20 protein-coding genes are annotated in these 21,770 nt (G+C 64.0%); 6 read left to right on the top strand and 14 right to left on the bottom strand.

Features of this window, described 5'->3' with window-relative positions; all coding sequences use genetic code 11:
• Window positions 1-196: 196 nt before the first annotated feature.
• Both U5A57_RS13875 and U5A57_RS13870 read left to right on the top strand, forming a co-directional pair.
• Window positions 197-1,081: a peptidoglycan DD-metalloendopeptidase family protein gene (locus U5A57_RS13875; RefSeq protein WP_321911668.1), complete on the top strand. Its 885-nt coding sequence runs from the start codon at window positions 197-199 to the stop codon at window positions 1,079-1,081.
• 22 nt (window positions 1,082-1,103) lie between these two features.
• Window positions 1,104-1,694, top strand: coding sequence for a YSC84-related protein (locus U5A57_RS13870; RefSeq protein WP_321911667.1), 591 nt, complete (start codon window positions 1,104-1,106; stop codon window positions 1,692-1,694).
• Between the two features lie 32 nt (window positions 1,695-1,726).
• Here U5A57_RS13870 and U5A57_RS13865 read toward each other — a convergent pair whose 3' ends face one another.
• Both U5A57_RS13865 and U5A57_RS13860 read right to left on the bottom strand, forming a co-directional pair.
• Complete coding sequence (locus U5A57_RS13865) at window positions 1,727-2,515, bottom strand: DNA/RNA non-specific endonuclease (RefSeq protein WP_321911665.1); 789 nt, start codon at window positions 2,513-2,515, stop codon at window positions 1,727-1,729.
• Between the two features lie 255 nt (window positions 2,516-2,770).
• Window positions 2,771-3,130 (bottom strand): DUF3564 domain-containing protein, encoded by a 360-nt coding sequence (locus tag U5A57_RS13860; protein WP_321911663.1) that lies wholly within the window; start codon window positions 3,128-3,130, stop codon window positions 2,771-2,773.
• 307 nt (window positions 3,131-3,437) lie between these two features.
• On the opposite strand from U5A57_RS13860, the gene U5A57_RS13855 reads away from it, so the two are divergent.
• The 3 genes from U5A57_RS13855 (at window position 3,438) to U5A57_RS13845 (ending at window position 5,953) form a co-directional block, all read left to right on the top strand.
• On the top strand, window positions 3,438-3,860 hold the full coding sequence (locus U5A57_RS13855) for a rubrerythrin family protein (protein ID WP_321911662.1): 423 nt from the start codon (window positions 3,438-3,440) through the stop codon (window positions 3,858-3,860).
• A 134-nt stretch (window positions 3,861-3,994) separates the two neighbouring features.
• Window positions 3,995-5,332 (top strand): heterodisulfide reductase-related iron-sulfur binding cluster, encoded by a 1,338-nt coding sequence (locus U5A57_RS13850; protein ID WP_321911660.1) that lies wholly within the window; start codon window positions 3,995-3,997, stop codon window positions 5,330-5,332.
• 39 nt (window positions 5,333-5,371) lie between these two features.
• Window positions 5,372-5,953 (top strand): DUF3501 family protein, encoded by a 582-nt coding sequence (locus U5A57_RS13845; protein ID WP_321911658.1) that lies wholly within the window; start codon window positions 5,372-5,374, stop codon window positions 5,951-5,953.
• A gap of 6 nt (window positions 5,954-5,959) precedes the next feature.
• Here the strand turns inward: U5A57_RS13845 and U5A57_RS13840 are convergent, their stop codons facing one another.
• Window positions 5,960-6,424: a GNAT family N-acetyltransferase gene (locus U5A57_RS13840; RefSeq protein ID WP_321911657.1), complete on the bottom strand. Its 465-nt coding sequence runs from the start codon at window positions 6,422-6,424 to the stop codon at window positions 5,960-5,962.
• Between the two features lie 102 nt (window positions 6,425-6,526).
• On the opposite strand from U5A57_RS13840, the gene U5A57_RS13835 reads away from it, so the two are divergent.
• Window positions 6,527-8,065, top strand: coding sequence for a PLP-dependent aminotransferase family protein (locus U5A57_RS13835; protein WP_321911655.1), 1,539 nt, complete (start codon window positions 6,527-6,529; stop codon window positions 8,063-8,065).
• On the opposite strand, the gene U5A57_RS13830 is transcribed toward U5A57_RS13835, so the two are convergent.
• The 11 genes from U5A57_RS13830 to U5A57_RS13780 all read right to left on the bottom strand — a co-directional run bounded on the left by U5A57_RS13830 (window position 8,013) and on the right by U5A57_RS13780 (window position 21,591).
• Window positions 8,013-8,987, bottom strand: coding sequence for an aldo/keto reductase (locus tag U5A57_RS13830; protein WP_321911654.1), 975 nt, complete (start codon window positions 8,985-8,987; stop codon window positions 8,013-8,015). The two genes, U5A57_RS13835 and U5A57_RS13830, sit on opposite strands and share 53 nt — an antisense overlap.
• Before the next feature lie 115 nt (window positions 8,988-9,102).
• Window positions 9,103-10,407, bottom strand: coding sequence for an FAD-binding oxidoreductase (locus U5A57_RS13825; protein ID WP_321911653.1), 1,305 nt, complete (start codon window positions 10,405-10,407; stop codon window positions 9,103-9,105).
• On the bottom strand, window positions 10,407-11,699 hold the full coding sequence (locus U5A57_RS13820) for an FAD-binding oxidoreductase (protein ID WP_321911651.1): 1,293 nt from the start codon (window positions 11,697-11,699) through the stop codon (window positions 10,407-10,409). Before U5A57_RS13820 ends, U5A57_RS13825 begins: the two co-directional genes overlap by 1 nt.
• Before the next feature lie 70 nt (window positions 11,700-11,769).
• Entirely contained in the window at window positions 11,770-13,353 is a 1,584-nt protein-coding gene (locus U5A57_RS13815; protein ID WP_321911649.1) for a DUF3138 family protein, read from the bottom strand.
• A 108-nt stretch (window positions 13,354-13,461) separates the two neighbouring features.
• Window positions 13,462-14,373: an ABC transporter permease subunit gene (locus tag U5A57_RS13810; protein WP_321911647.1), complete on the bottom strand. Its 912-nt coding sequence runs from the start codon at window positions 14,371-14,373 to the stop codon at window positions 13,462-13,464.
• Window positions 14,370-15,341: an ABC transporter permease subunit gene (locus tag U5A57_RS13805; RefSeq protein WP_415764414.1), complete on the bottom strand. Its 972-nt coding sequence runs from the start codon at window positions 15,339-15,341 to the stop codon at window positions 14,370-14,372. The genes U5A57_RS13810 and U5A57_RS13805 overlap by 4 nt, the downstream gene beginning before the upstream one ends.
• Window positions 15,342-15,354: 13 nt before the next feature.
• Window positions 15,355-16,506, bottom strand: a complete 1,152-nt coding sequence (locus tag U5A57_RS13800) for an ABC transporter ATP-binding protein (RefSeq protein WP_321911645.1) — start codon at window positions 16,504-16,506, stop codon at window positions 15,355-15,357.
• 251 nt (window positions 16,507-16,757) lie between these two features.
• Entirely contained in the window at window positions 16,758-17,879 is a 1,122-nt protein-coding gene (locus U5A57_RS13795) for a polyamine ABC transporter substrate-binding protein (protein WP_321911644.1), read from the bottom strand.
• Between the two features lie 75 nt (window positions 17,880-17,954).
• Window positions 17,955-19,397: an aspartate aminotransferase family protein gene (locus U5A57_RS13790; protein WP_321911642.1), complete on the bottom strand. Its 1,443-nt coding sequence runs from the start codon at window positions 19,395-19,397 to the stop codon at window positions 17,955-17,957.
• Window positions 19,398-19,415: 18 nt separating this feature from the next.
• The gene (locus tag U5A57_RS13785; protein ID WP_321911641.1) at window positions 19,416-20,750 is read right to left on the bottom strand and encodes a glutamine synthetase family protein; all 1,335 of its coding nucleotides are present in this window, start codon (window positions 20,748-20,750) and stop codon (window positions 19,416-19,418) included.
• Window positions 20,751-20,781: 31 nt separating this feature from the next.
• A complete protein-coding gene (locus tag U5A57_RS13780) occupies window positions 20,782-21,591 on the bottom strand; it encodes a gamma-glutamyl-gamma-aminobutyrate hydrolase family protein (protein WP_321911640.1) in 810 nt (269 codons plus the stop codon).
• Window positions 21,592-21,770: the final 179 nt, after the last annotated feature.

The raw sequence follows: 21,770 nt of genomic DNA, 5'->3' as shown, positions 1-21,770 counted from the left end.
GGCATCCACAGGCAAACCAACGATGATGACGCACCCGCGCCCGCAAGCGCGGACGGTCTGTTTCAGTGCGAGCAAGGGAGTCATCGATGGGAATTCTGGATAAGGTATCTGAAAATGCGGGAGCGGACACGGCGGACAACGCCGCTCCGCAGGCCTGACGATGCGCGGCCAGCATCAAGAGGCCACGCAGCGCGCCATGGCCTCGCGCGTCGTAGTCGGCGCGACGCTCGCATTAGCCATCGCGCTTGAATTCACATTGAGCGGCTGCACGATCACGCCGTGGCGTACCGCAGCAAGCGACGAGGCCGGAACGGCCGCGGACACCGGCGTCACGACGACCGCCGTGCCGCCTCCGGCGGTTGCCGCGTCGACGTTGCCTGCGAAGCCCGCTGCGGCCGAGGCGAGCCCCTCCGGCTTGTATCGCGTGAAGTCGGGCGACACGCTCTATCACATCGCGAAAGCCTCGGGCCAGCGCCCGGCCGACCTCGTGAGCTGGAACAAGCTGCCCGCCGACGGAAAGGTCCAGGTGGGGCAGCTCTTGCGCGTTGCGCCGCCCGCGGCCACCGCAGCAACCACCGTCGCGCCCGCGAATACGCCCGCGAAGCCTTCCGCCGCGCAAGCGACCAAACCGGCAGCCACGCCCGCAACCGCAACGGCCACCGCAGCGAGCGCGCCGCCCGCCGTCACACCGAAGCCCGCCGCCGCGCGCAGCAACGCCCGTTTCATCTGGCCGATCGAGGGCAGCGTTGCGCAGCCCTTCAAGGGGAAATCGAAGGGTGTGGTGATCGCCGGGCCGCCGGGCCAACAGGTGAAAGCAGCGGCGTCGGGGCGCGTGGTCTATGCCGGGAGTGGCATGCAGGCGTACGGCAAGCTCGTCATCGTGAAGCACGACGCGCGTCTAGTCACGGCCTACGGGCGCAACGCCAGGCTGCTCGTGAAGGAGGGCGACGCGGTGAAGCAGGGCCAGGCGATTGCCGTGAGCGGCACGGACGGCGCTGGCATCTCCACCCTCATGTTCGAGGTGCGCGAGAACGGCAAGCCCGTCGATCCGCTCGCACAGTTGCCCAAGGCACCTCAATAATTACGCAGGATACCGAATCAAGATGAAGAGAAGGGAATTCCTCACCGGCTCGCTGGCCATTGCCGGATGGCTCGCGGCGAGCGCGGGCTGCACGACGACCTCGGGTTCCGCCGATGCCGATCCCGCTACCGAGAATGCCGTTGCGCGCCGTGAGATCGACACGGGCATCGACGAAACACTCGCACGCCTTTATCGCACCGTGCCGGGCGCGCGTGAACTCATTGCCAAGGCGCGTGGCGTGCTCGTGTTCCCAGAAGTCGTAGGCGCGGGTTTCGTGATTGGCGCCGAATACGGACGCGGCGCGCTGCGCGTGGAAGGCCGCACGCTGGGCTACTTCACGACGATGGGCGGCTCGTTCGGCGCCCAGATCGGGGCACAGTCGCGCGCCGTCGTTTATGCGTTCATGACGCGCTCCTCGCTCGACCGCTTCAAGCGCAGCAGCGGCTGGAGCGCGGGCGCGGATGCCACCGTCGCGCTCGTGAAAATGGGCGCCAACGGCAAGATCGATACCTCGACGGCGGTGAATCCCATCGAAGCGTTCGTGCTGACGAACGGCGGCTTGATGGCGGGCGTTTCGCTGGAAGGCTCGAAAGTCTCGCGGCTCGATATCTAACGCTTCAGCAGCGCCGCCACCGCCTTACCCAGTTACCAGCCCCATTTGCTCACGGCAAAGCCGCGGCCGTTGAACGAGACCTTTTCCTTCGCCGCGACATCCGCCGGAATACCCGGGAACGCAATGCCGCTCTGCGATTCGAGGTCGCGCACCGAGCGCACGTCATAGCGGTCGACAGCCGTATTGTCGGCGACGATGGCGAACGCGAGCTGCTGCGAAGGCACGTACACGACCTTGAAGATCTGCGTGGGGACGAGCACGCGCGTCGCGCCGATGGTCTGCAACTGCGCGCCCGTGAAGAGCGGGCCGGTCACGACATAAGCTTCGCCATACTTCGATGCGAGCTTGCGTACGGCGGTTTCGATATGCGCCCAAAGGCGCTGGTTATTGTCGCGATTCTGCGGAACGATATTGGCGAGCGAAAACGATTCCGCCATCGCCTGCGCATTCCAGCGGTTGCCTGCCGGGCTCATGTGGCCGCGGTCGAAACCGCTGCGCTTGTAGTCGGCGAGCGTCGCGCCTTCACCTTCGGGCAGGCGGTCGTCTTCGAAAAAGCGGTTCGTGCGCGTCATGTCCTTCGCGGCTTCGAGGTGATCGCGCGTGAGATGCTCGGCGGACCACAGCGGACCGTGCGTGACGCCCGAATGCAGCACGACGAAATCCGAGTAGCAAAGCATGCGCGTCTTCGGCGCCATGCGTTGATTCGTGAGCGTCGGGAACTGGCCGCCGGGCACGAATTGCGAACAGGCCGGCGCGGCGTAAGCGTGGCTGGCGGCGGCGAGCACCAGCGAGGAAATCAGTGAGGCGAACAGCTTCTTCATCTAGGGGGCTGGCGGGAACGGGGTGGTATCGAGCGGGCGATAAAGCGGGCTGAAAGTATAGCGGGCGCATGGACGCACTTGAAGGCGGGAGCAAAGCGCGGCGCAAAAAAACGTGCGCCCGCCGGGTGGGCGGGCGCAAGCAAGACGTGAAACAGAATCAGATGCAATGAGCGCGGCAGCGTTGCGTTGCTGCGCGAGGAGCGCGGCGGCAAATGATGCCGCCTGCATTCAATCGATTACGTCATCAACCACCATTCAGCCTGCAAAAAGCGAATGCTCGGCGTGGACCATCTGGCGGTCCACCGCCTGGAGGCGCCATTGGCCTTCCATCGGCGAGTGTGAGGATTCGCACGACCAGGTCGCGTCGCCGTGTGCGGAACTGATTTCCTGGCGGCGATTCACGTGCAGACCGCGTAGCGTGCACAGCGGCTCGTTTTCGAGCGGCGCGCATAGCGACGTGACACCATTCACGTCGCGCAATTCACCCCATTCTGGCAGGTCGATCCCTTCATGAGACTCGCGGGACCAGCGTTGCTGGTCGGTGTCGAGCCAAAGCACTGCATAGTCGTGATTGACGGTCGGATCGGAACCGTTGATCAGGATCGTAAGTCGCATGGCATCTCCGCAAAGTTGATCGGGTGCGTCGGCAAATTCAAAGTCTAGGACGACTCCGCTCGCGCGCAAAGTGAAGAGTGCAGGACAGATCGTCGCGCGCACGACGCGTGCCTGGACTGGCCCCGTTTATGCAGGTTGGTGCCCGAGTAAACCCGGCTACGCTATCGCGAGGATTGAAATTCACAATTGGGAACGCAAACGCCGCAACCTAGATTAATAGTGCGGCGGAGTCGCCCCCCCATGCTGCATTGCACGAAGGCGAATTGCGTCGCGTCCCCACATTTCAGGTCGAACCATGGAGGCACAGATGTCACAGCTAAAGGGCTCGAAGACGGAACAGAACCTCAAGGATGCATTCGCCGGTGAATCACAGGCCAACCGCCGTTATCTGTATTTCGCAGCCAAGGCCGACGTAGAGGGACAAAACGATGTCGCGGCGCTGTTTCGCTCGACCGCCGAAGGCGAAACCGGCCACGCGCACGGCCACCTCGAATATCTGGAAGCGGTAGGCGATCCGGCCACCGGGCTGCCGTTCGGCAGCTCGCGTTTGAATCTGCAGTCGGCGATTGCAGGCGAAACGCATGAATACACCGACATGTACCCCGGCATGGCCAAGGTCGCGCGCGACGAAGGCTTCGACGAAATCGCGAACTGGTTCGAGACACTAGCCAAGGCGGAGCGCAGTCACGCCAACCGCTATACGAAGGCGCTGGAAGTGCTGGCGGATTGAGCATCGACGCGTGCTTCCCGGCACGCATCCATGACGCGCGCGCTTTTGTTTCGCGTGCCGGGCAAGCACCGGCGCGCGTACGCGCGCGCTCGCCCGGCCGCGTATTTGGCTGATAAATAAAAGAAGGAGACGTCATGCCCCACAAGGAAGGCAGTCTCGAAGCGCCCACGCGCCATCCGCTCGACTGGCGCTCCGACGCTTTTTACGACCAGGGCCAGCTCGATACGGAACTCGCGCGCGTGTTCGATATCTGTGCGGGCTGCCGGCGCTGCGTGTCGTTATGCGGTGCGTTTCCGGCGCTCTTCGATCTCGTCGACGAAACCGAGAGCGGCGAAGCGCACGACGTCGACAAGGCGTCGTTCGACAAGGTCGTCGACCAGTGCTATCTGTGCGATCTCTGCTACATGACGAAGTGCCCCTATGTGCCGCCGCATCCGTGGAATGTGGACTTTCCGCATCTCATGCTGCGGGCCAAAGCGGTTCACTACCGCAAGGGCGAAGTGAAGCTGCGCGACCGCGTGCTTTCGAACACCGACGCACTCGGTCAGATCGCCGGCATTCCGGTCGTCACGCAAACAGTCAATGCGATCAACCACACGAAGGCGATGCGTGGCGCGATGGAAGACATGCTGGGCGTCGATCGCAAAGCGTGGCTGCCCGACTTCGCGACGCACAAGTTTCGTAACGTTGCAAAACGCGCGGCATCGAGCGAGGTGCGCGACGGCGAGCGCACGCCGGGCAAGGTCGCCATTTACGCGACCTGCTACGTGAATTTCAACGAGCCCGGCATTGGCCACGATCTGCTCGCGGTGCTCGACCACAACGAGATTCCCTACGAACTGGTGAAGAGCGAATGGTGCTGCGGCATGCCGCTGCTGGAGCAGGGCAATCTGGAGGGCGTGGCGCACAAGCAGTCGCAGAACATGCCGATGCTCGCGCGTTACGCGCGCGACGGTTACGCGCTGATCGGCGCGGTGCCGAGCTGTGTGCTCATGTACAAGCACGAACTACCGCTGATGTTCCCTGACGACGCCAACACGAAAGCCGTGAGCGACGCGTTCTGGGACCCGTTCGAGTATCTCGTGGCACGTCATCGCGACGGCCTGCTGAAGACCGATTTCCGCGCGCCGCTTGGCAACGTGTCGTATCACGTGCCGTGTCACGCGCGCGTGCAGAACATTGGCCGCAAGACCTTCGACCTGCTTTCGCTCGTGCCGGAAACGAAAGTGACGGTGGTCGAGCGCTGTTCGGGCCACGCCGGGACGTTCGGCGTGAAGAAGGAATTCCACGCCATGTCGATGAAGATCGGCACGCCCGTATTCAAGCAGATGGGTCAGGCCCAGCCCAACTTCATCTCGTCCGATTGCCAGCTTGCGGGGCATCACATTGCGCAGGGCATGGAAGAGAACCAGCTCGGCGAGCCGCCGCTCGCGCACCCCATTACCCTGCTGCGCCGCGCCTATGGCATCTAGGCCCCGGCGCAAACACGCAACCTACACGAGGCACGACTCATGACGATCGCGAGAAATTCGTTGTTGACGCTGGAAGCCTACGCCCGCGTGCGGGGCGATATGCGCAAACGCATCATCGAACACAAGAAGCAGCGCGCGGTGCCGCTCGGCAATCACCTCACGTTCCTGTTCGAGGACGAAACCACGATTCGCTATCAGATCCAGGAAATGCTGCACATCGAAAAGATCTTCGACGAAGACGGCATTCAGGGCGAACTCGCGGCCTATCTGCCGCTCGTGCCCGACGGCGGCAACCTGAAGGCGACCATGCAGCTCGAATATGAAAGCGAAGTCGAGCGGCGCGCTGCGCTCGCGCGGCTCATCGGCATCGAGGACAAGGTGTTCGTTCAGGTGGAAGGCGAGCCGCCCGTCTACGCGATCGCCGACGAAGACCTCGAACGCGAAAACGCTGAAAAGACCTCGGCGGTGCACTTCGTGCGTTTCGAACTCACGCCGCAGATGAAAACGCGGCTGCGCGAAGGCGCCGCGCTCACGATAGGCTGCGATCATCCGAATTACCGCGTGCCGACGCAGACCATCGACGGTGAAGTGCGCGCCTCGCTGCTCAAGGATCTAGCCTGAGGTGCTTCAAACGTCCTTGCGGTACATGACGAAGCCAGGCTTCACGGCCACGTCGTCGTAAAGCCGCATTGCCGTGTGATTCGTCTCGTGCGTGTGCCAGTACACGCGCGACGAATTCGACGCCTTCGCGTGCGCATACACGGCTTCGATCAGCGCGCGGCCCACGCCCTGGCCGCGCGCATCCTCCACGGTGAAGAGATCCTGCAAATAGCAGATCGGCCCTTCCAGAATCGTGTTGCGGTGATAGATGAAATGCACAAGACCGAGCACGCGCTCGCCGCGCACGGCGATGAACGCGTGCATGGGCTCGTAGCCGTCGAAGAAGCGCGACCACGTTGTGCGCGTGATGTGCTCCGGCAGCGCGGTTGCTTCGAAGCGGCCGTAAAAGCGGTTATAGCCGTCCCATAGCGGCAGCCATGCGTCGAAATCGTCGGGTGCGACGGCGCGGACTTGAAGCGTCGTGTCGGTCATGCGTTGTCTCCTCGTTTGCAGGCTTGCCCAAACCCCCAAGCGTAAGCGACTTGTGGCACCATTGTTAGTCCCACCGAAATCGAAAACTATGGAGCCACGGGATTGGACTACGCGTTGATGATGGCGGCCTATGCGAAACGCGCCGTGCGCAAGCTCACGCAGCAGGACCTGCTTTACGAGAGCCTGCGCCGCGCGATTCTCGACGGCGACATTGGCCGCGGCACGCGCCTCGCGTCGAGCCGTGCGCTCGCAGAGCAACTCGGCATTGCGCGCAATTCGGTGCTCTATGCGTACGAGCGGCTCGTGGAAGAGGGCTTTGTCAGCGCTACGCGCCACGGCTCGGTCGTCAACGCGGTCAATGCGACTGCGGCGGCAACGCCTGCGCAGTCCGCGCTGCGCGAAGATCCTGCGCCTGCGCCTGCGCTCGCGCGCCGCGTGCGCAACCTGCCGCCGCGCCGCATGGGCCGCGACGGTCCCAAGGCGCTGCGCCCGGGCGTGCCCGCGCTCGACGCGTTTCCGTACGCGCAATGGCGCGCCGCCGTCGAGCGCGCGCTGCGCGAGTTGCGTGCGCATGACCTCGGTTATGGCGACAGTGCGGGCATGCCGGCGCTGCGCCAGGCCATTGCGCAATATGTGCGGGTGTCACGCGGCGTGCGCTGCCAGCCCGGCCAGGTGTTCGTCACGGATGGCACGCAGTCGAGCCTCGACTTGTGCGCGCGTCTCTTCGCGGACGAGGGCGAGCGCGCGTGGATCGAAAATCCCGGCTATCTCGGCGCGCGCGTGGCGTTTGCCGCTGCGGGCCTGCAGCTCGTGCCGATGAGCGTGGATGCGGCGGGCATGGCGGCCCGCGCCGAAGACTGGCGCGAGCGGCCGCCGCGCCTCGTTTATCTCACGCCGTCGCACCAGTATCCGCTTGGCTGCGTGCTGAGCCTCGAGCGGCGGCTCGCGCTGATCGAGCAGGCGCGTGCGTGCGGCGCGTGGATCGTCGAAGACGACTACGACAGCGAGCTGCGCCACGATGGACCGCCGCTGCCGTCGATCCAGGGCCTGGCCGACGACGCACCCGTGATCTATCTCGGCACGTTCAGCAAGACGCTCTTTCCGGCCCTGCGCATCGGCTTCATGATCGTGCCGCAGCGTGTGGCGGCGCAATTCGCGCAGGCGCATCACACGCTCATGCGCCAGGGTCGCGTGGCGGAGCAACTGGCGCTGGCGGAATTCATCGAAAGCGGGCGCTACGCGCGCCACTTGCGGCGCATGCGCAAGCTTTACGAAGAGCGCCGCGACGGCCTCGTCGCGGCAATCGACAAACATCTGGCCGGCATGATGACGGTGTCGGCGGACGCGGGCGGCATGCATTTGAGCGTGCGCCTCGACGTGCCGCTCAGCGACGCCGAGGTGAGCGAAGCGGCGCGCGCACAGGGGTTGCATCTCTCGCCATTGAGTGCGTATTGCGTCGATGCCCCGGACGCCACGCGCTACAACGGCTTCCTGCTCGGCTATGCGGAAACGCCGCCGTACGTTGCCGACACGCTCATGCAGACGCTCGCGCGCATTGTGCGCGAACGTCTGGCAGCGGCCTCGCCACTTACTGATGACCCGCGATCACATGAGGCAGATAAGGCGCTTCAAGCGTCTTGATCTCATCGCTGGAGAGCTTGAGCGAGAGGGCGGCGATGGCGTCTTCGAGATGCTGCGGCTTCGAGGCGCCGATGATCGGCGAAGTGATGCCGGGCTTGTGGAGCAGCCACGCGAGCGCGACCTGTGCGCGCGAGACGTTGTGCGTACGCGCGATGGTTGCGACCGCAGCGATAATGGCTTTATCCGCGTCGGCGCCGTAGAGCGTCTTGCCGAACTTGTCGGTTGCCTCGCGTTCGCTCGTTTCGTTCCAGTCGCGCGTGAGGCGGCCGCGCGCGAGCGGGCTCCACGGCATCACGGCAATGCCCTGATCGGCGCACAGCGGCAGCATTTCGCGCTCTTCCTCGCGGTAGAGCAGGTTCACGTGGTCCTGCATGCTCACGAACTCGGTCCAGCCGTGCAGGCGCGACGTGTAGAGCGCCTTGCTGAACTGCCACGCGTGCATGGACGAAGCGCCGATGTAACGCGCCTTGCCTGCCTTCACCACGTCGTGCAGCGCTTCGAGCGTTTCTTCGATCGGCGTGTCGTAGTCCCAGCGATGGATCTGATAGAGATCGACATAATCGGTGCCCAGGCGCTTGAGACTATGATCGATTTCCGTGAGGATGGCCTTGCGCGACAGGCCCTGGCCGTTCGGACCGGGACGCATGCGGTTGTACACCTTCGTGGCAAGCACGATGTCGTCGCGCTTGACGAAGTCGCGCAGCGCACGCCCGACGATCTCCTCAGAGGTGCCGTCCGAGTACGTGTTCGCGGTGTCGAAGAAGTTGATGCCGGCGTCGAGCGCCTGGCGGATGAGCGGACGGCTGGCTTCTTCGCCGAGCGTCCATGGGTGCGTGCCGCGCTCGGGCACGCCGTAAGTCATGCAACCGAGGCAAAGACGCGAAACCTGCAGCCCTGTCGAGCCGAACCTGACGTAATCCATTGCTGTTGCTCCTGGCGAAAAGGCGATTCAAGCAGAAGAAGTGCGTGCGCCGCGCGAGCGCGGCGGACTTTCGCAAGGGTATAACAGGCGGGGAGAACGTGCAGAGCGTGCCGCTTCAGAACATTTCCATTACACGGTGATAAAGCATGCCGACTTCGAGCGCGGGCCGCCGCCACGCGGGGCCGCCGGGGAAGCGCGCGTGCCGCAGTTGCGCGAACAGATCGAACGAGGCGCGCTCGCCCACGATGGCCTGCGCAACGAGACGCCCCGCAATGCCCGTGAGCGCCACACCGTGCCCCGAAAAACCTTGCACGTAGTAATAATTCGGGTCGATCGCGCCGAAGTCGGGCGCGCGGTTGCGCGTGACATCGACAAAGCCGCCCCAGGCGTATTCCACGCGCGCCGCGGCGAGTTGCGGGAACGTGTCGCTCATGCGCGTTTGCATGGCCGCGGTCAGGCGCTCGGGCGCGGCGCCAGTCGAATCGGCGCGGCCGCCGAACAGCATGCGGTCATCCGCCGAGACGCGGAAATAGTCCAGAAAGAAGTTGTTGTCGCACACGGCTGCACGTTGCGCGATCAACGAGTCGGCCAACTCGCGCCCGAGCGGTTCGGTCGCGATGATGTACGACGCGATCGGCGCAATGCGTGCGGCCACGGCGCCTGGCAAGACGCCGCCCGGCGCGGCGTTGCTGCACGACACCACGAAGCGGCAGCGCACTTCCCCGCGCGCGGTTTTGACCACGGGCCGCTCGCCGCGCACGACTTCGAGCGCGCGCGTATGGGCGAACAGTTGCGCGCCTTCGCGGCGCGCGGCGGCAGCAAGGCCAAGACAGTACTTGAGCGGATGAAGATGCCCCGAAACCGGATCGTAGACGCCCGCGATATAGCGCTGCGACGCCACACGGGCGCGCGTGGCGTCGGTGTCGAGCCATTCGAGGCGGTCGTAGCCCCAGCGCGTGCGCGCCGCCTCCATCCACGCGCGCAGATCGGGCACGCGCTTGGCTTTCGTCGCGACGGTCAGATAGCCCGGCGTGAAATCGCAATCGATGCCGTAGCGCGCAATGCGCTCGCGCACGAGGCTCACGCCTTCGATGGAAAGCGCCCACGCCGCGCGTATGCCCTGCGCGCCGAGCTGCTTTTCGAGCACTTCGTCTTTCGCGAAGCCCACGAGCGTTTGGCCGCCATTGCGGCCCGAGGCGCCCCAGCCGGGACGATGCGCGTCGAGCACCACCACCGAAAGGCCGCGTGCACGGCACTCCAGCGCGACCGACAGCCCGGCGAAGCCCGCGCCGATCACGCACACGTCGGCGTCGAGCGCGCCTTCCAGCACGGGGTCGTCGTCGGCGGGGCGCGTGGCGGTGGCTTCGTAGTACGAGTGGCGGGCGAGAGCGTCCGCCTGGGCGTCGAGGTCGAGTGTCATCAAAGCAGGTCCTTCATTCGATACCATGCCATCGCGAGCACGAGGGCAGGGGTTCGCAGTGTAGCGCCGCCGGGGAAATCGCGGTGACGGATCTTGCCGAACAGGTCGAAGCGCGCGGCCTGGCCGTGAATGGCTTCGGCGATCAGCGTGCCCGCGAGCCCCGTGGTGTTCACGCCGTGGCCCGAGAAGCCCTGCGCGAAATACACCGTGGGCGAGAGGCGGCCGAAGTGCGGCGCGCGGTTCATCGTGATGTCCACGTAGCCGCCCCACGCGTAATCCACCTTCACATCGGCGAGTTGCGGAAACGTCTTCAGCATGTCGCGGCGCATGGCTTCGCCCAAATTAGGCGGCGCGAACGTGGAATAGCTCACTTTACCGCCCCAAAGCAGACGCGTGTCCGGCGCCGGACGGAAGTAGTCGAGCACGAAGCGGCTGTCGCATACGGCAGTCTGAGCGGGCATCAGCGTATTCATGCGCTCGGCACCCAGCTTTTCGGTCGCGATCACATAGGTGCCAACGGGCATGATCTTGCGCGAGAGCGCCGGTGCGAGATCGCCCAGATACGTATTGCATGCGAGCACAACGAATTTCGCGCGCACGTTGCCACGCGCGGTTTCGACTACATGCCCGCCGTTTTCTTCGCGCAGGCGCGTGACGGGACTGTTCTCGTACACGCGCACGCCGGCTTCGGCGGCCGCGCGCGCGAGGCCGAGCGTGTAGTTGAGCGGATGCAGATGGCCGCTATCGGGATCGTAGAGGCCGCCCGCGTAGCGCGACGACTGCACGTAATTCCCGACGCCGCCGCCATCGACGTAACGGAAGCGGTCGTAACCGAAGCGGCTTGCCGCCTCGTCGCGCCAGCGCTTGAGCGAATCCACGTCGCGCGCCTTGTTGGCGGCGGTGAAATAGCCTTCGGTGAGCGCGCAATCGATATTGTGCTGCTTGACGCGGCGCTTCACGATGTCGAGTGTTTCGAGGCCCATGTCCCAGACCTGACGGACCTCGGCTTCGGGCATGAACTGCGCGAACGTGTCGATATCGCAGGCAAACCCGCCAATCAGCTGCCCGCCGTTACGCCCGCTCGCGGCCCATCCGACCCGCGACGCTTCCACGAGCGCGACGCGATAGCCGCGTTCGGCGAGATTGAGTGCGGCGGAAACGCCCGTAAGGCCCGCGCCGACCACGCAGACATCGGCGTCGATCGCGCCTTCCAGCGCGGGGTGCGCCGTGGTGTCGTTGGCGGTGGCCGCGTACCAGGACGGGGCATGTGGCTGATTGGCGAATTTGAGCATAAAGAGAGCGTAGAAACAAAAAGCGGGCGACGGCCAGGAACCCTGAATGCCGCCGCCCGCCCCAACTTCATCAGAACGAGTAGATGAACTGCGCGCCCAGCAAGTCGTTGCTCTTGCCGTACGAACCGTCGTCGTGCAGGAACACGCGCTGCGTGGCCCAGTCGTGGCGGTATTCCACCTTGACCGTGATCTGCTGCGTCGGGAAGAACAGCAGGTCGAGCGCCACGTCCTGGCGCGTCGCGCCCTTGCACTCGAAGCCGAAGCCGCCGCCCGCCTGCGAATTCGCCAGGCAGTCCGCACCAATGCCGAAGCCGTTGGCCGTGTCCATGCCGTTCGAATTCAGCACGATGCCGCCGCCACCGCCGCCGTTCTTGCTGTCGACGAGCAGGTCGTAGCGTGCGGTCACGCCCATGCGGCCCACCACCGGCGCGTTGAACTTGCGGTGCGCGAGCAGCGAGAAGCCGTACCACTGCGCGTTGCCGCCGTTGAACGCCGCGCGCTGCTGCTGGCCGTAATCGACTTCGGCGTTGTACTGGATGTCCGCCTGCGTGTAGGTCGCATCCACTTCGCCAAACAAGAAGTAGCCGCCCGAGCTCGATGCCTGGCCACCCACGCCGTACACGGCCTGGCCCGTCGTCGAGTCGAATGCGCTCGGCAGCGTCTGGCGGCCAATGTTGAACGAGCCGCCAATATCGAGTGCGCTCGACCACGTGTAGTCGGCACGCGCCGTGAACGTCGGGATCTTGTTGCTCGTGGTGATCGGGTCGCCCAGCGCGTTCTGGCCCGTCTGCACGACCGCGCCATTGGTGCGGTACTGCTCGTTGCCAACCATGAACTTGAACGCCCACTGGCTGCCGTCCGGCGTGTAGTTCCAGCCGACGCCCACATAGCTGCCCGGATCGGAGAAATCGTAGAGCAGGTTGTGCGTGAGCGTGAGCATCTGGTTCGACTGCTGCACCTCGTAGCCGCCAAAGCTCGGCATGAGACCGGCGACGAACGTACCCGTGGAGGTCACCGGCACGGTGACGACCGCGGTATTCAGGATGTTGTTGCCGATCTCGCCATGCTCGTTCTGCAGCAGCGTGATGCCGTTGCCGCGGTTGGGCATGAGCGTGATTTCGGCCGAAGGCGCCATCGGGCCCACCCCGAAGGTCTTCTTGATGTCGAGGTAGACATCGCCGAACGTGCTGTTGAAGTAGTTATACGCGCCCGTATGGTTCGCGAACAGGAACGACGAGGTGCCCGGCGCGCGGTTGTAGATATACGTCGGGTCGATATAGCCGGTGATCGAAAGCCCGGCGAGCGGACCGGTATTGGCGGCGTCGGTAAGCGAATCGACCTTGAGCTGCTGGCTCGCGATCTGCTGCTTCATCGCATCGACCTGGTCGTTGGTCAGGTTCGCCTGCGCCTTGCCGTAATCGGGCGAACTGATGTCCACGACCGGAGCGGCGGCGGTGGCCGGGACGACCGGCCCTGCGGCTGCGGCCTTCGTTGTCGTCTTCGATTGCGCCAGTTCGGTCTTGAGCGATTTCACCTCTTTTTGCAGGGCGTTCAGCTGCGCCTGCAGGGCCTTGATCTGATCGCTGGTCGAGTCCGCTAGCGCGAGCCCTGGCAGCGCCCCGGCCACCAGCAGACAGATTAACTTCTTCTTCATTGAAATTCTCCTTGTTGGTCGTTATTGCAGCTACTTCAACGTGCGGGTACGGGACGGCGGGCGGCGTACACCGTCCCGCTAAATGTGTTCGTTATTCGACAGGCGCCATCACGCCGCGCGCCGGCCAATCGGCGCACCCACCGCGCCGGCAGGGGCGGCCGGCGTCAGGGCTTCGGCGGGCTCGGGCTGGACGAAAGCGAGTTGCATGTCGCGCAGGCGCTTTCTCTCGCGGGCCGCCATGATCTGGTTGGCCGCGATCACGCCGATCGTCACCGCGCTGATAAAGAGCGTGGCGAGCGCGTTCATCTCCGGATTCAGACCCAGACGCACGCGCGAGAACACCACGAGCGGCAGCGTGGTCGAGCCCGGGCCCGAGAGGAACGCGGAGAGCACGAGGTCGTCGATCGAGAGCGTGAACGAGAGCAGCCAGCCCGAAATGAGCGCTTGCGAGATCAGCGGCAGCGTGATCACGAAGAACACCTTGAAGGGCGTCGCGCCCAGATCGAGCGCGGCCTCCTCGAGCGACTGGTTCATCTCCTTCACGCGCGACTGCACGATGATCGCCACGTACGACACGCACAGCATCACGTGGCCGATCCACATGGTCAGCACGCCGCGGCCCTTCGGCCAGCCGAGGAACTGCTCCATTGCGACGAACAGCAGCAGAAGCGAAATGCCCTGAATGACTTCGGGAATCACGAGCGGCGCGTTGATCATGCCGGCGAAGAGCGCGAAGCCCCTGAAGCGGCCCATGCGCGCGAGCACGTAGCCGGCCCACGTGCCGATCACGACGGAGGCGAAGGCCGTCATCAGGCCGATCTTCAGCGACAGCCAGGCGGCGCTCAGCAGCTCGTCGTCCTGCAGCAGCGCGGCATACCACTTCAGCGAGAAGCCGGACCACACCGTGACGAGCTTCGACTCGTTGAACGAGTAGACGATGAGGCTGATGATCGGGATGTAGAGGAACAGAAACCCGAGTGTGAGAACGCCGGTGGAGAGCGTACGGTTGGGCTTGATCATTTGCCTTCCTCCAGTTGCTTGACCTGGTTGTGCTGGAAGAGCGCCATCGGCACGAGCAGCAGCAGCACCATCGCGACCGTGACGGCGGAGGCCATCGGCCAGTCCATGTTGTTGAAGAACTCGTCCCACATCACGCGGCCGATCATCAGTGTGTCGGCGCCCCCGAGCAGTTCGGGGATCACGTACTCGCCCACGGCCGGAATGAACACGAGCAGGCTGCCCGCGATGATCCCGTTCTTCGAGAGCGGCAGCGTGATTCGCGTGAACGCGACCCAGGGCTTCGCGCCGAGGTCATAGGCGGCCTCGAGCAGCGTGAGGTCCATCTTCACGAGGTGCGCGTAGAGCGGCATCACCATGAACGGCAGGTACGAATAGACCATGCCGATATAGACGCCCGCGTCGCTGTGATAGAGGCGCAGCGGTGAATGGATGAGGCCGATGGCCATGAGCGTGTGATTGAGCAGGCCGTCGTCCTTGAGGATGCCGATCCACGCGTACACGCGAATCAGGAACGACGTCCAGAACGGCAGCATCACGCCCATCATGAGCAGGTTGCGCGTGGCGGGATTCGAGCGCGCGATGTAGTAGGCGATCGGATAGCCGAGCAAGAGGCAGAAGAGGGTGGAGACGGCCGCCATCTTCAGCGAGCTGATGTAGGTGGCGATGTACAGGTCGTCCTGCAGCAGGAAGGCGTAGTGGCCGAGCTGCAGGGCGAAGTGCACGACGCCGTCCTTCATCTGGACGAGGTTCGTATAGGGCGGCACCGCCATCATCTGGTCGGCGAAGCTGATCTTGAACACGAGCACGAACGGCACGGCGAAGAACAGCGTGAGCCACACGAACGGCACGCCGATCACGGTGGTGCGGCCCGAGGGCACGAAGCGCGAGAAGAAGCGCGCGAGCGTGCCGCGGCGAGCGTCTGCGGCTGCCCGGCCTGACCCAGGCGTGGTGGGAATAGTGGTACTCATGATTCGGGCCTCCTTACTGCGTGAGCACGACGCCGCTGGCCGGCGACCAGGACACGTAAACATCGTCATTCCAGGCGGGCGCGCCCTCATTCATGAGGTGCGAGCTCGAGAGGTTCGAGACGACGACCTTGCCGCCTGGCAGACGCACGTGATAGAGCGAATAGCTGCCCATGTAGGCGACGTCCGTGACCACGCCACGCGCCCAGTTGTGCTGCGTGCCGGGTCTTTCGCGCGTCACGCGCACACGCTCCGGGCGCACCGAAATGCCAACGGGCATGCCGAGCGGCCCGGTCACGCCGTGGCTCACGTACATGCGCGTTTCGAGATCTTCGCTTTCCACGAAGATGTGATCGGGCTCGTCCTCGACGACCTTGCCTTCGAACAGGTTGGTCGAGCCGATGAATTCGGCCGAGAAACGGCTGTTGGGGAATTCGTAGACTTCGCTCGGCGAGCCGATCTGCACGATGCGGCCTTCGCTCATCACGGCAAGGCGGTTGGCCATGGTCATGGCCTCTTCCTGATCGTGCGTGACCATCACACAGGTGACATCGACTTTCTCGATGATGTTCACGAGTTCGAGCTGGGTCTTCTGGCGGATCTTCTTGTCGAGCGCCGACATCGGTTCGTCGAGCAGCAGGAGCTTGGGGCGCTTCACTAGCGAACGTGCAAGCGCCACGCGCTGCTGCTGGCCGCCGGAAAGCTGATGCGGTTTGCGCTTCGCGTAGCGGCCCATCTGCACGAGGTTGAGGGCGTCGGCCACGCGCTCGCGAATCTCGTTCTTCGGCACGCCTTCCTGCTTGAGGCCGAACGCGACGTTCGACTCCACGCTCATGTGCGGAAAGAGCGCATACGACTGGAACATCATGTTGACGGGGCGGCGATACGGGGGCAGCGACGCGAGGTCTTCGCCGTCGACGTAGATGCGGCCCGACGTGGCCGTTTCGAGGCCCGCGAGCATGCGCAGCAGGGTGGACTTGCCGCAGCCGGAGCTGCCGAGCAGCGCAAAAAGCTCGTTCTTGGCGATGTTCAGGCTCACGTTGTCCACGGCGGTGCTGTCACCGAACTTCTTGACGACGTTCTCGATACGCACGAACGCGTCGTTCTTTGCCGGGTTCGCGTTGGCGCGCAGAGCTTCTGGGGCGTTGACTTTAGACGTCGAATTCATGATCTGATCTGGGTTCCTATCTGATCGCAGTACTCGGTTTTCAGGCGCGAGGCGACCCGCACGGGGCGCACGGGGCGACTCGCGATTAGTACTGCGAACGGAGCTCGGGAATGGCTCGCGCGCGTCGTCAAAAAAGGGGGGCGGCGCTGCGCGGCCGGACTTCGGAATTGCGCACTTCAGGCGGAGAGGGGTCGAGCGATCCCTCTTCCGCGTTGTCTCCTTCTTGTTTCCTTCAGGGGATGATCGGGGTCTCAGTGGCCCGTTTTCAACTGGGCCCACAGGCGGTTTTCAAGGCGCAGGATGTCAGCCGGCATCGGCTTCATCAGCGTCATCTTCTTGAGCACGTCTTCCGGCGGGTACACCGTCGCGTCCTGCGCCACTGCCGGGGTGACGAACTGGCGCGCGGCCTTGTTCGCGGTCGGGTAGAACACTTCGTTGGTGATTTGCGCGTTGACCTTCGGGTCCGAGATGTAGTTGATCCACTTCATCGCGTTCTCGGGGTGCGGGGCGTCCTTCGGGATGACCATCACGTCGAACCACAGCAGGCCGCCTTCTTTCACGTTCGAGAACTTGACGTCATACGAGCGCTTGGCTTCCTCGGCGCGGCGGTGCGCAATGCCAACGTCGCCCGACCATGCCACGGCAACGCAGATATCGTTGTTCACGAGGTCGTTGATATAGCCCGACGAATTGAACTGGGTGATATACGGGCGGACTTTCTTCAGCACTTCGAACGCGGCCTGGTAGTCGGCGGGGTTCGTGCTGTTGGGGTCCTTGTGCATGTATTGCAGCGTCGCGGCGAAGACGTCCACGGCCTGGTCGAGGAACGACACGCCGCAGCCCTTGAGCTTCGAGAGATTTTGCGGATCGAGCACGAGCGCCCAGCTATCCACGGGCGCGTTCGGACCGAGCGCCTTTTCCACCGCTTGCTTGTTGTAGCCGATGCCGTCGGTGCCGAACGCCCAGGGCACGCCGTACTGATTGCCCGGATCGGCGTCGGCGATCATGTGCATGAGCACGGGATCGAGGTTCGCGAGGTTGGGGATCTTCGACTTGTCGAGCTTCTGGTACACGCCGGCCTGAATCTGCTTGGCCATGTAATTCGAGGTGGGCACAACGATGTCATAGCCCGAGCTGCCGGCGAGCAGTTTGGCTTGCAGCGTGTCGTCGCTGTCGTAGTTATCGTACTTGACCTTGATGCCCGCTTCTTTTTCGAAGTTCGGGATCGTGTCCTTCGCAATGTAGTCGGACCAGTTGTAGACGTTCAAATCGCCGTCGGCCGCGTGCGCGGTCTGGCTCGACACGGCCGTGAGGCCTGCACACGCTGCGAGGGCCGCAAGCGCGACCGCATGACGAAGATGACTAACACTCATGTTGCTTTCCCCTGAAGATGAAAATTGGCGGGAGGCCCAGCACCCCGTTGCGCCGCCCGCCTTGGACAAGTCGCGTTAAGAAAGACCCAGTTGTTGCGCAGTTGCGTCGATGGCTTTCTTGGCCTTCGACACGATTTCATCGATCTCTGCCCGCGTGACGACGAGCGGCGGCGAGAGCAGCATGCGATCGCCCGTGGCGCGCATGATGAGGTTGCCGTTGAAGCAGAAGTCGCGGCAGAGCGTGCCCACGTCGCCGCCATTCGCAAAACGCTTGCGCGCCTTCGGATCTTCCGCGAGTTGCAGACCCGCTACGAGGCCCGCACCCGAGATGTCACCGATGATCGGATGATTGCCGAAGGTTTCGCGCAGGCGCTGCTGGAAGTACGGGCCCGTGTCGTTCTTCACGCGCGTCACGATGCCTTCGTCGCGCAGCAGCTTGAGGTTCGCAACGGCCACCGCGGCGGCGACGGGATGCCCTGAGTACGTGAGGCCGTGATTGAAGTCGCCGTTCTCGATGAGCGCTTTGGCCACGCGGTCGTGAATGCCCACCGCACCCATCGGCACATAGCCGCTCGTGAGGCCCTTGGCCATCGTGATGAGATCCGGCTCGAAGCCGAAGTGCTGATGCGCGAACCACTCGCCGGTGCGGCCAAAGCCGCCGATCACTTCGTCGGCGCAGAGCAGGATGTCGTACTTGCGGCAAATGCGCTGAATTTCCGGCCAGTAGGTTGAGGGCGGGAAGATCACGCCGCCTGCGCCCTGGAACGGCTCGCCGATAAAGGCGGCCACGTTCTCCGCGCCCACTTCGAGAATCTTCGCTTCAAGCTGTTGTGCACGCGCGAGACCGAACTCTTCGGGCGACATGTTGCCTTGCGCTTCGCCATAGAAGTACGGCTGGTCGATATGCACGATGTTCTCGACCTTCGAAGGCATCTGCTCGTGCATGTAGCCCATGCCGCCCAGCGTGCCGCCCGCGATCGTCGAACCGTGATAGGCGTTCTTTCGCGAGATGACGACTTTCTTCGAGGGCTTGCCTTGCGTGAGCCAGTACTGATGCACGATGCGCAGCACCGTGTCGTTGCCTTCGGAGCCGCTGTTGCAATAGAAGAAGTGGTTGAACGGCTCGGGCGAAAGCTGCGCGAGCAGCGCCGACAGTTCGATGACCGGCGGGTGCGTGGTCTTGAAGAACGTGTTGTAGAACGGCAGTTCCTGCATTTGCTCGTAGGCGGCGTCGGCCAGTTCCTTGCGGCCATAGCCCACGTTCACGCACCAGAGCCCGGCCATGCCGTCGATGATCTGGTTGCCTTCCGAGTCCCACAGGTACACGCCTTTCGCCTTCACGATCACACGGCTGCCCGCCTTGTTCAGCGAGCCCATGTCCGAAAACGGGTGAATGTGGTGCGCAGCGTCCAGCGCGCGGTATTCGCTCGTCGAGCGCGTCGTGCGTGCGGCCTGGGCGCGCAGCGTCGTCGGCGCTTCCTGCAGCGCGCTGGCGGGGGCGTCGATTCGATAGTTCATTGCTGTGTCTCCTTTCGTTTACACGTGCAGCAGCAGGTGCTTGCGTTCCCACGAACTGATCACGCGGAAATACGCTTCGTATTCGGTTTCTTTCAGGGCGAGGTAGGCGCGCACGAACTTCTCGCCCAGGATGCCCATGAGCGGTTCGCTCGCGCTCATCAACGTGAGGCCTTCTTCCAGATTGCGCGGCAACTGGTAGGGCAGCGAATAGCCGTCGCTCACGAGCGGTTCCGTGGGCTTGAGGTGCTGCGTCATGCCCAGATAGCCGGCCGCGAGCGTCGCGGCGATCGCGAGGTACGGATTGGTGTCCACGCCCGGAATGCGGTTTTCCACCCGGCGTGCGGCCGGCGACGAGTACGGCACGCGAAAGCCCACGGTGCGGTTGTCGTAGCCCCACGCCACGTTGATCGGCGCGGCCATGAAGCGCGAAAGGCGGCGATACGAGTTGATGTACGGCGCGAAGATCGGCATCAGCGCGGGCGTGTACTTCTGCTGACCGGCGATATACGCGTAGAACATGTCGGTCGGTTTGCCGTCCGGGCCGGTGAAGAGGTTCTGGCCGCTTTCCGCCGAGACGAGGCTCTGGTGAATGTGCATGGCCGAGCCCGGCTCGTTCTCCATGGGCTTCGCCATGAAGGTGGCGTACATGTGGTGGCGCAGCGCCGCTTCACGCACCGTGCGCTTGAAGAGAAACACGCGGTCGGCGAGGTTCAACGGATCGCCGTGCAGGAAGTTGATCTCCATCTGCGCCGCGCCCACTTCGTGAATGAGCGTATCGACTTCGAGGCCCTGAATATCGCAGTACTCGTAGATATCTTCGAAGAGCGGATCGAACTCGTTCACTGCTTCGATCGAATACGCCTGGCGGCCCGTTTCCGGACGGCCCGTACGGCCGATCGGCGGCGTGAGCGGAATGTCCGGGTCCTTGTTCATGTCGACGAGATAGAACTCGAGCTCCGGCGCAATGACGGGCTTCCAGCCCTTTGCCTCGTAGAGTTCGAGCACGCGGCGCAGCACGCGGCGCGGCGAGATTTCAACGGGCGAGCCGTCGAAGTGCACGCAATCGTGGATCACCTGCGCGGTGGGATCGATGGCCCACGGAATGATGCGGATCGTCGAGGGATCGGGCACGCACACCATGTCGGGATCGGTGACGCCGGTGAGGCTGCCGTCTTCGGGGTAGTCGCCCGTCACGGTCTGGATCATCACGGCTTGCGGCAAGCGCATCGATTCACCCGATTCGAACTTGCTGCGCGGGATGATCTTGCCGCGCGCAATGCCCGCCATGTCGGGGATGATCGCTTCGATTTCGGTGATGTGGTGCTTTTTCAGGAATTCGTCGATTTCATGCATGATCTTTCTCTCTGTTCTGTATGGGCCGGCATCAGGCGTGGGCGGCGCGTGGCGCGTGCGCCACGTCGTGTCCGGCCCCGCCCGGTATTCGGGCCAGCATGTGGTTGCGGCAGGCCTCGCCGAACGCGTGGAAGATGGCGGTGGAGAGCGCGTCGTCGGCGTGTTTCCACTCGGGGTGCCATTGCACGCCAAGCGCGAAACTGTGCGCGTTCGCCGCGCTCACGGCTTCGATGAGCCCGTCGGGTGCGAATGCCTCGGCCACGAGGCCCGCACCCAGCCGCTCGATGCCCTGGCCGTGCAGTGAATTCACGCGTGCTTCGCGTGCGCCACCCGCGAGCCGTTGCAGCAGACCGCCTTCCACGAGCTTCAACGCGTGCGCCGGACCGTATTGCGTGTCGAGCGGATCGTCCTTGTTCTCGCGATGGTCGTCGTAGCGTGCAACGTTATGCACCTGCTGATGCAGCGTGCCGCCGAACACCACGTTCATCTCCTGGAAGCCGCGGCAGATGGCGAGCACCGGCACGCCCGCCTCGATCGCGGCGCGCATGAGCGGCAGCGTGGTGGCGTCGCGAGCGGGGTCGTGCAACGTGCCGGCCTCGCTCGCCGGGCCGCCATAACGATGCGGCTCGACGTTCGAATAGCTGCCCGTGAAAAGCAGTCCGTCCACGGCTTCGAGAATGTCGGACGCAGCCTGCCGCTCGCCAAGGGCGGGCAGCACGAAGGCGAGCGCGCCTGCGCCATCCACCGCTGCGGCGATGTACTTCTCGCCGGCAACGTGTGATGCGTGCGCTCCCATCATCGTGCGGTCGGCGGTGACGCCAACTAATGGTCTGGTTCGCATGACTAATGATTCGCTTGCTTGCCCGTGCGGGACATATGAATGCGACGGGCGTGACATGACCTTGCAGCCTTGCGGGACGCAAAACTACAAACCCTGTGTGCTCCGCGCGAGCGACGCTAACGGATGGCGCTGCGCGTGGAGATCATGTAAGCGGTTCGCTTCTTGCCGTTGTGAGGCGC

It is taken from the genome of Paraburkholderia sp. J11-2 (genome assembly GCF_905220185.1).
GTDB lineage: Bacteria > Pseudomonadota > Gammaproteobacteria > Burkholderiales > Burkholderiaceae > Paraburkholderia.
The sequence above is the reverse complement of the archived record's forward strand: the minus strand, read 5'-3'. Positions and strand labels throughout refer to the sequence as shown.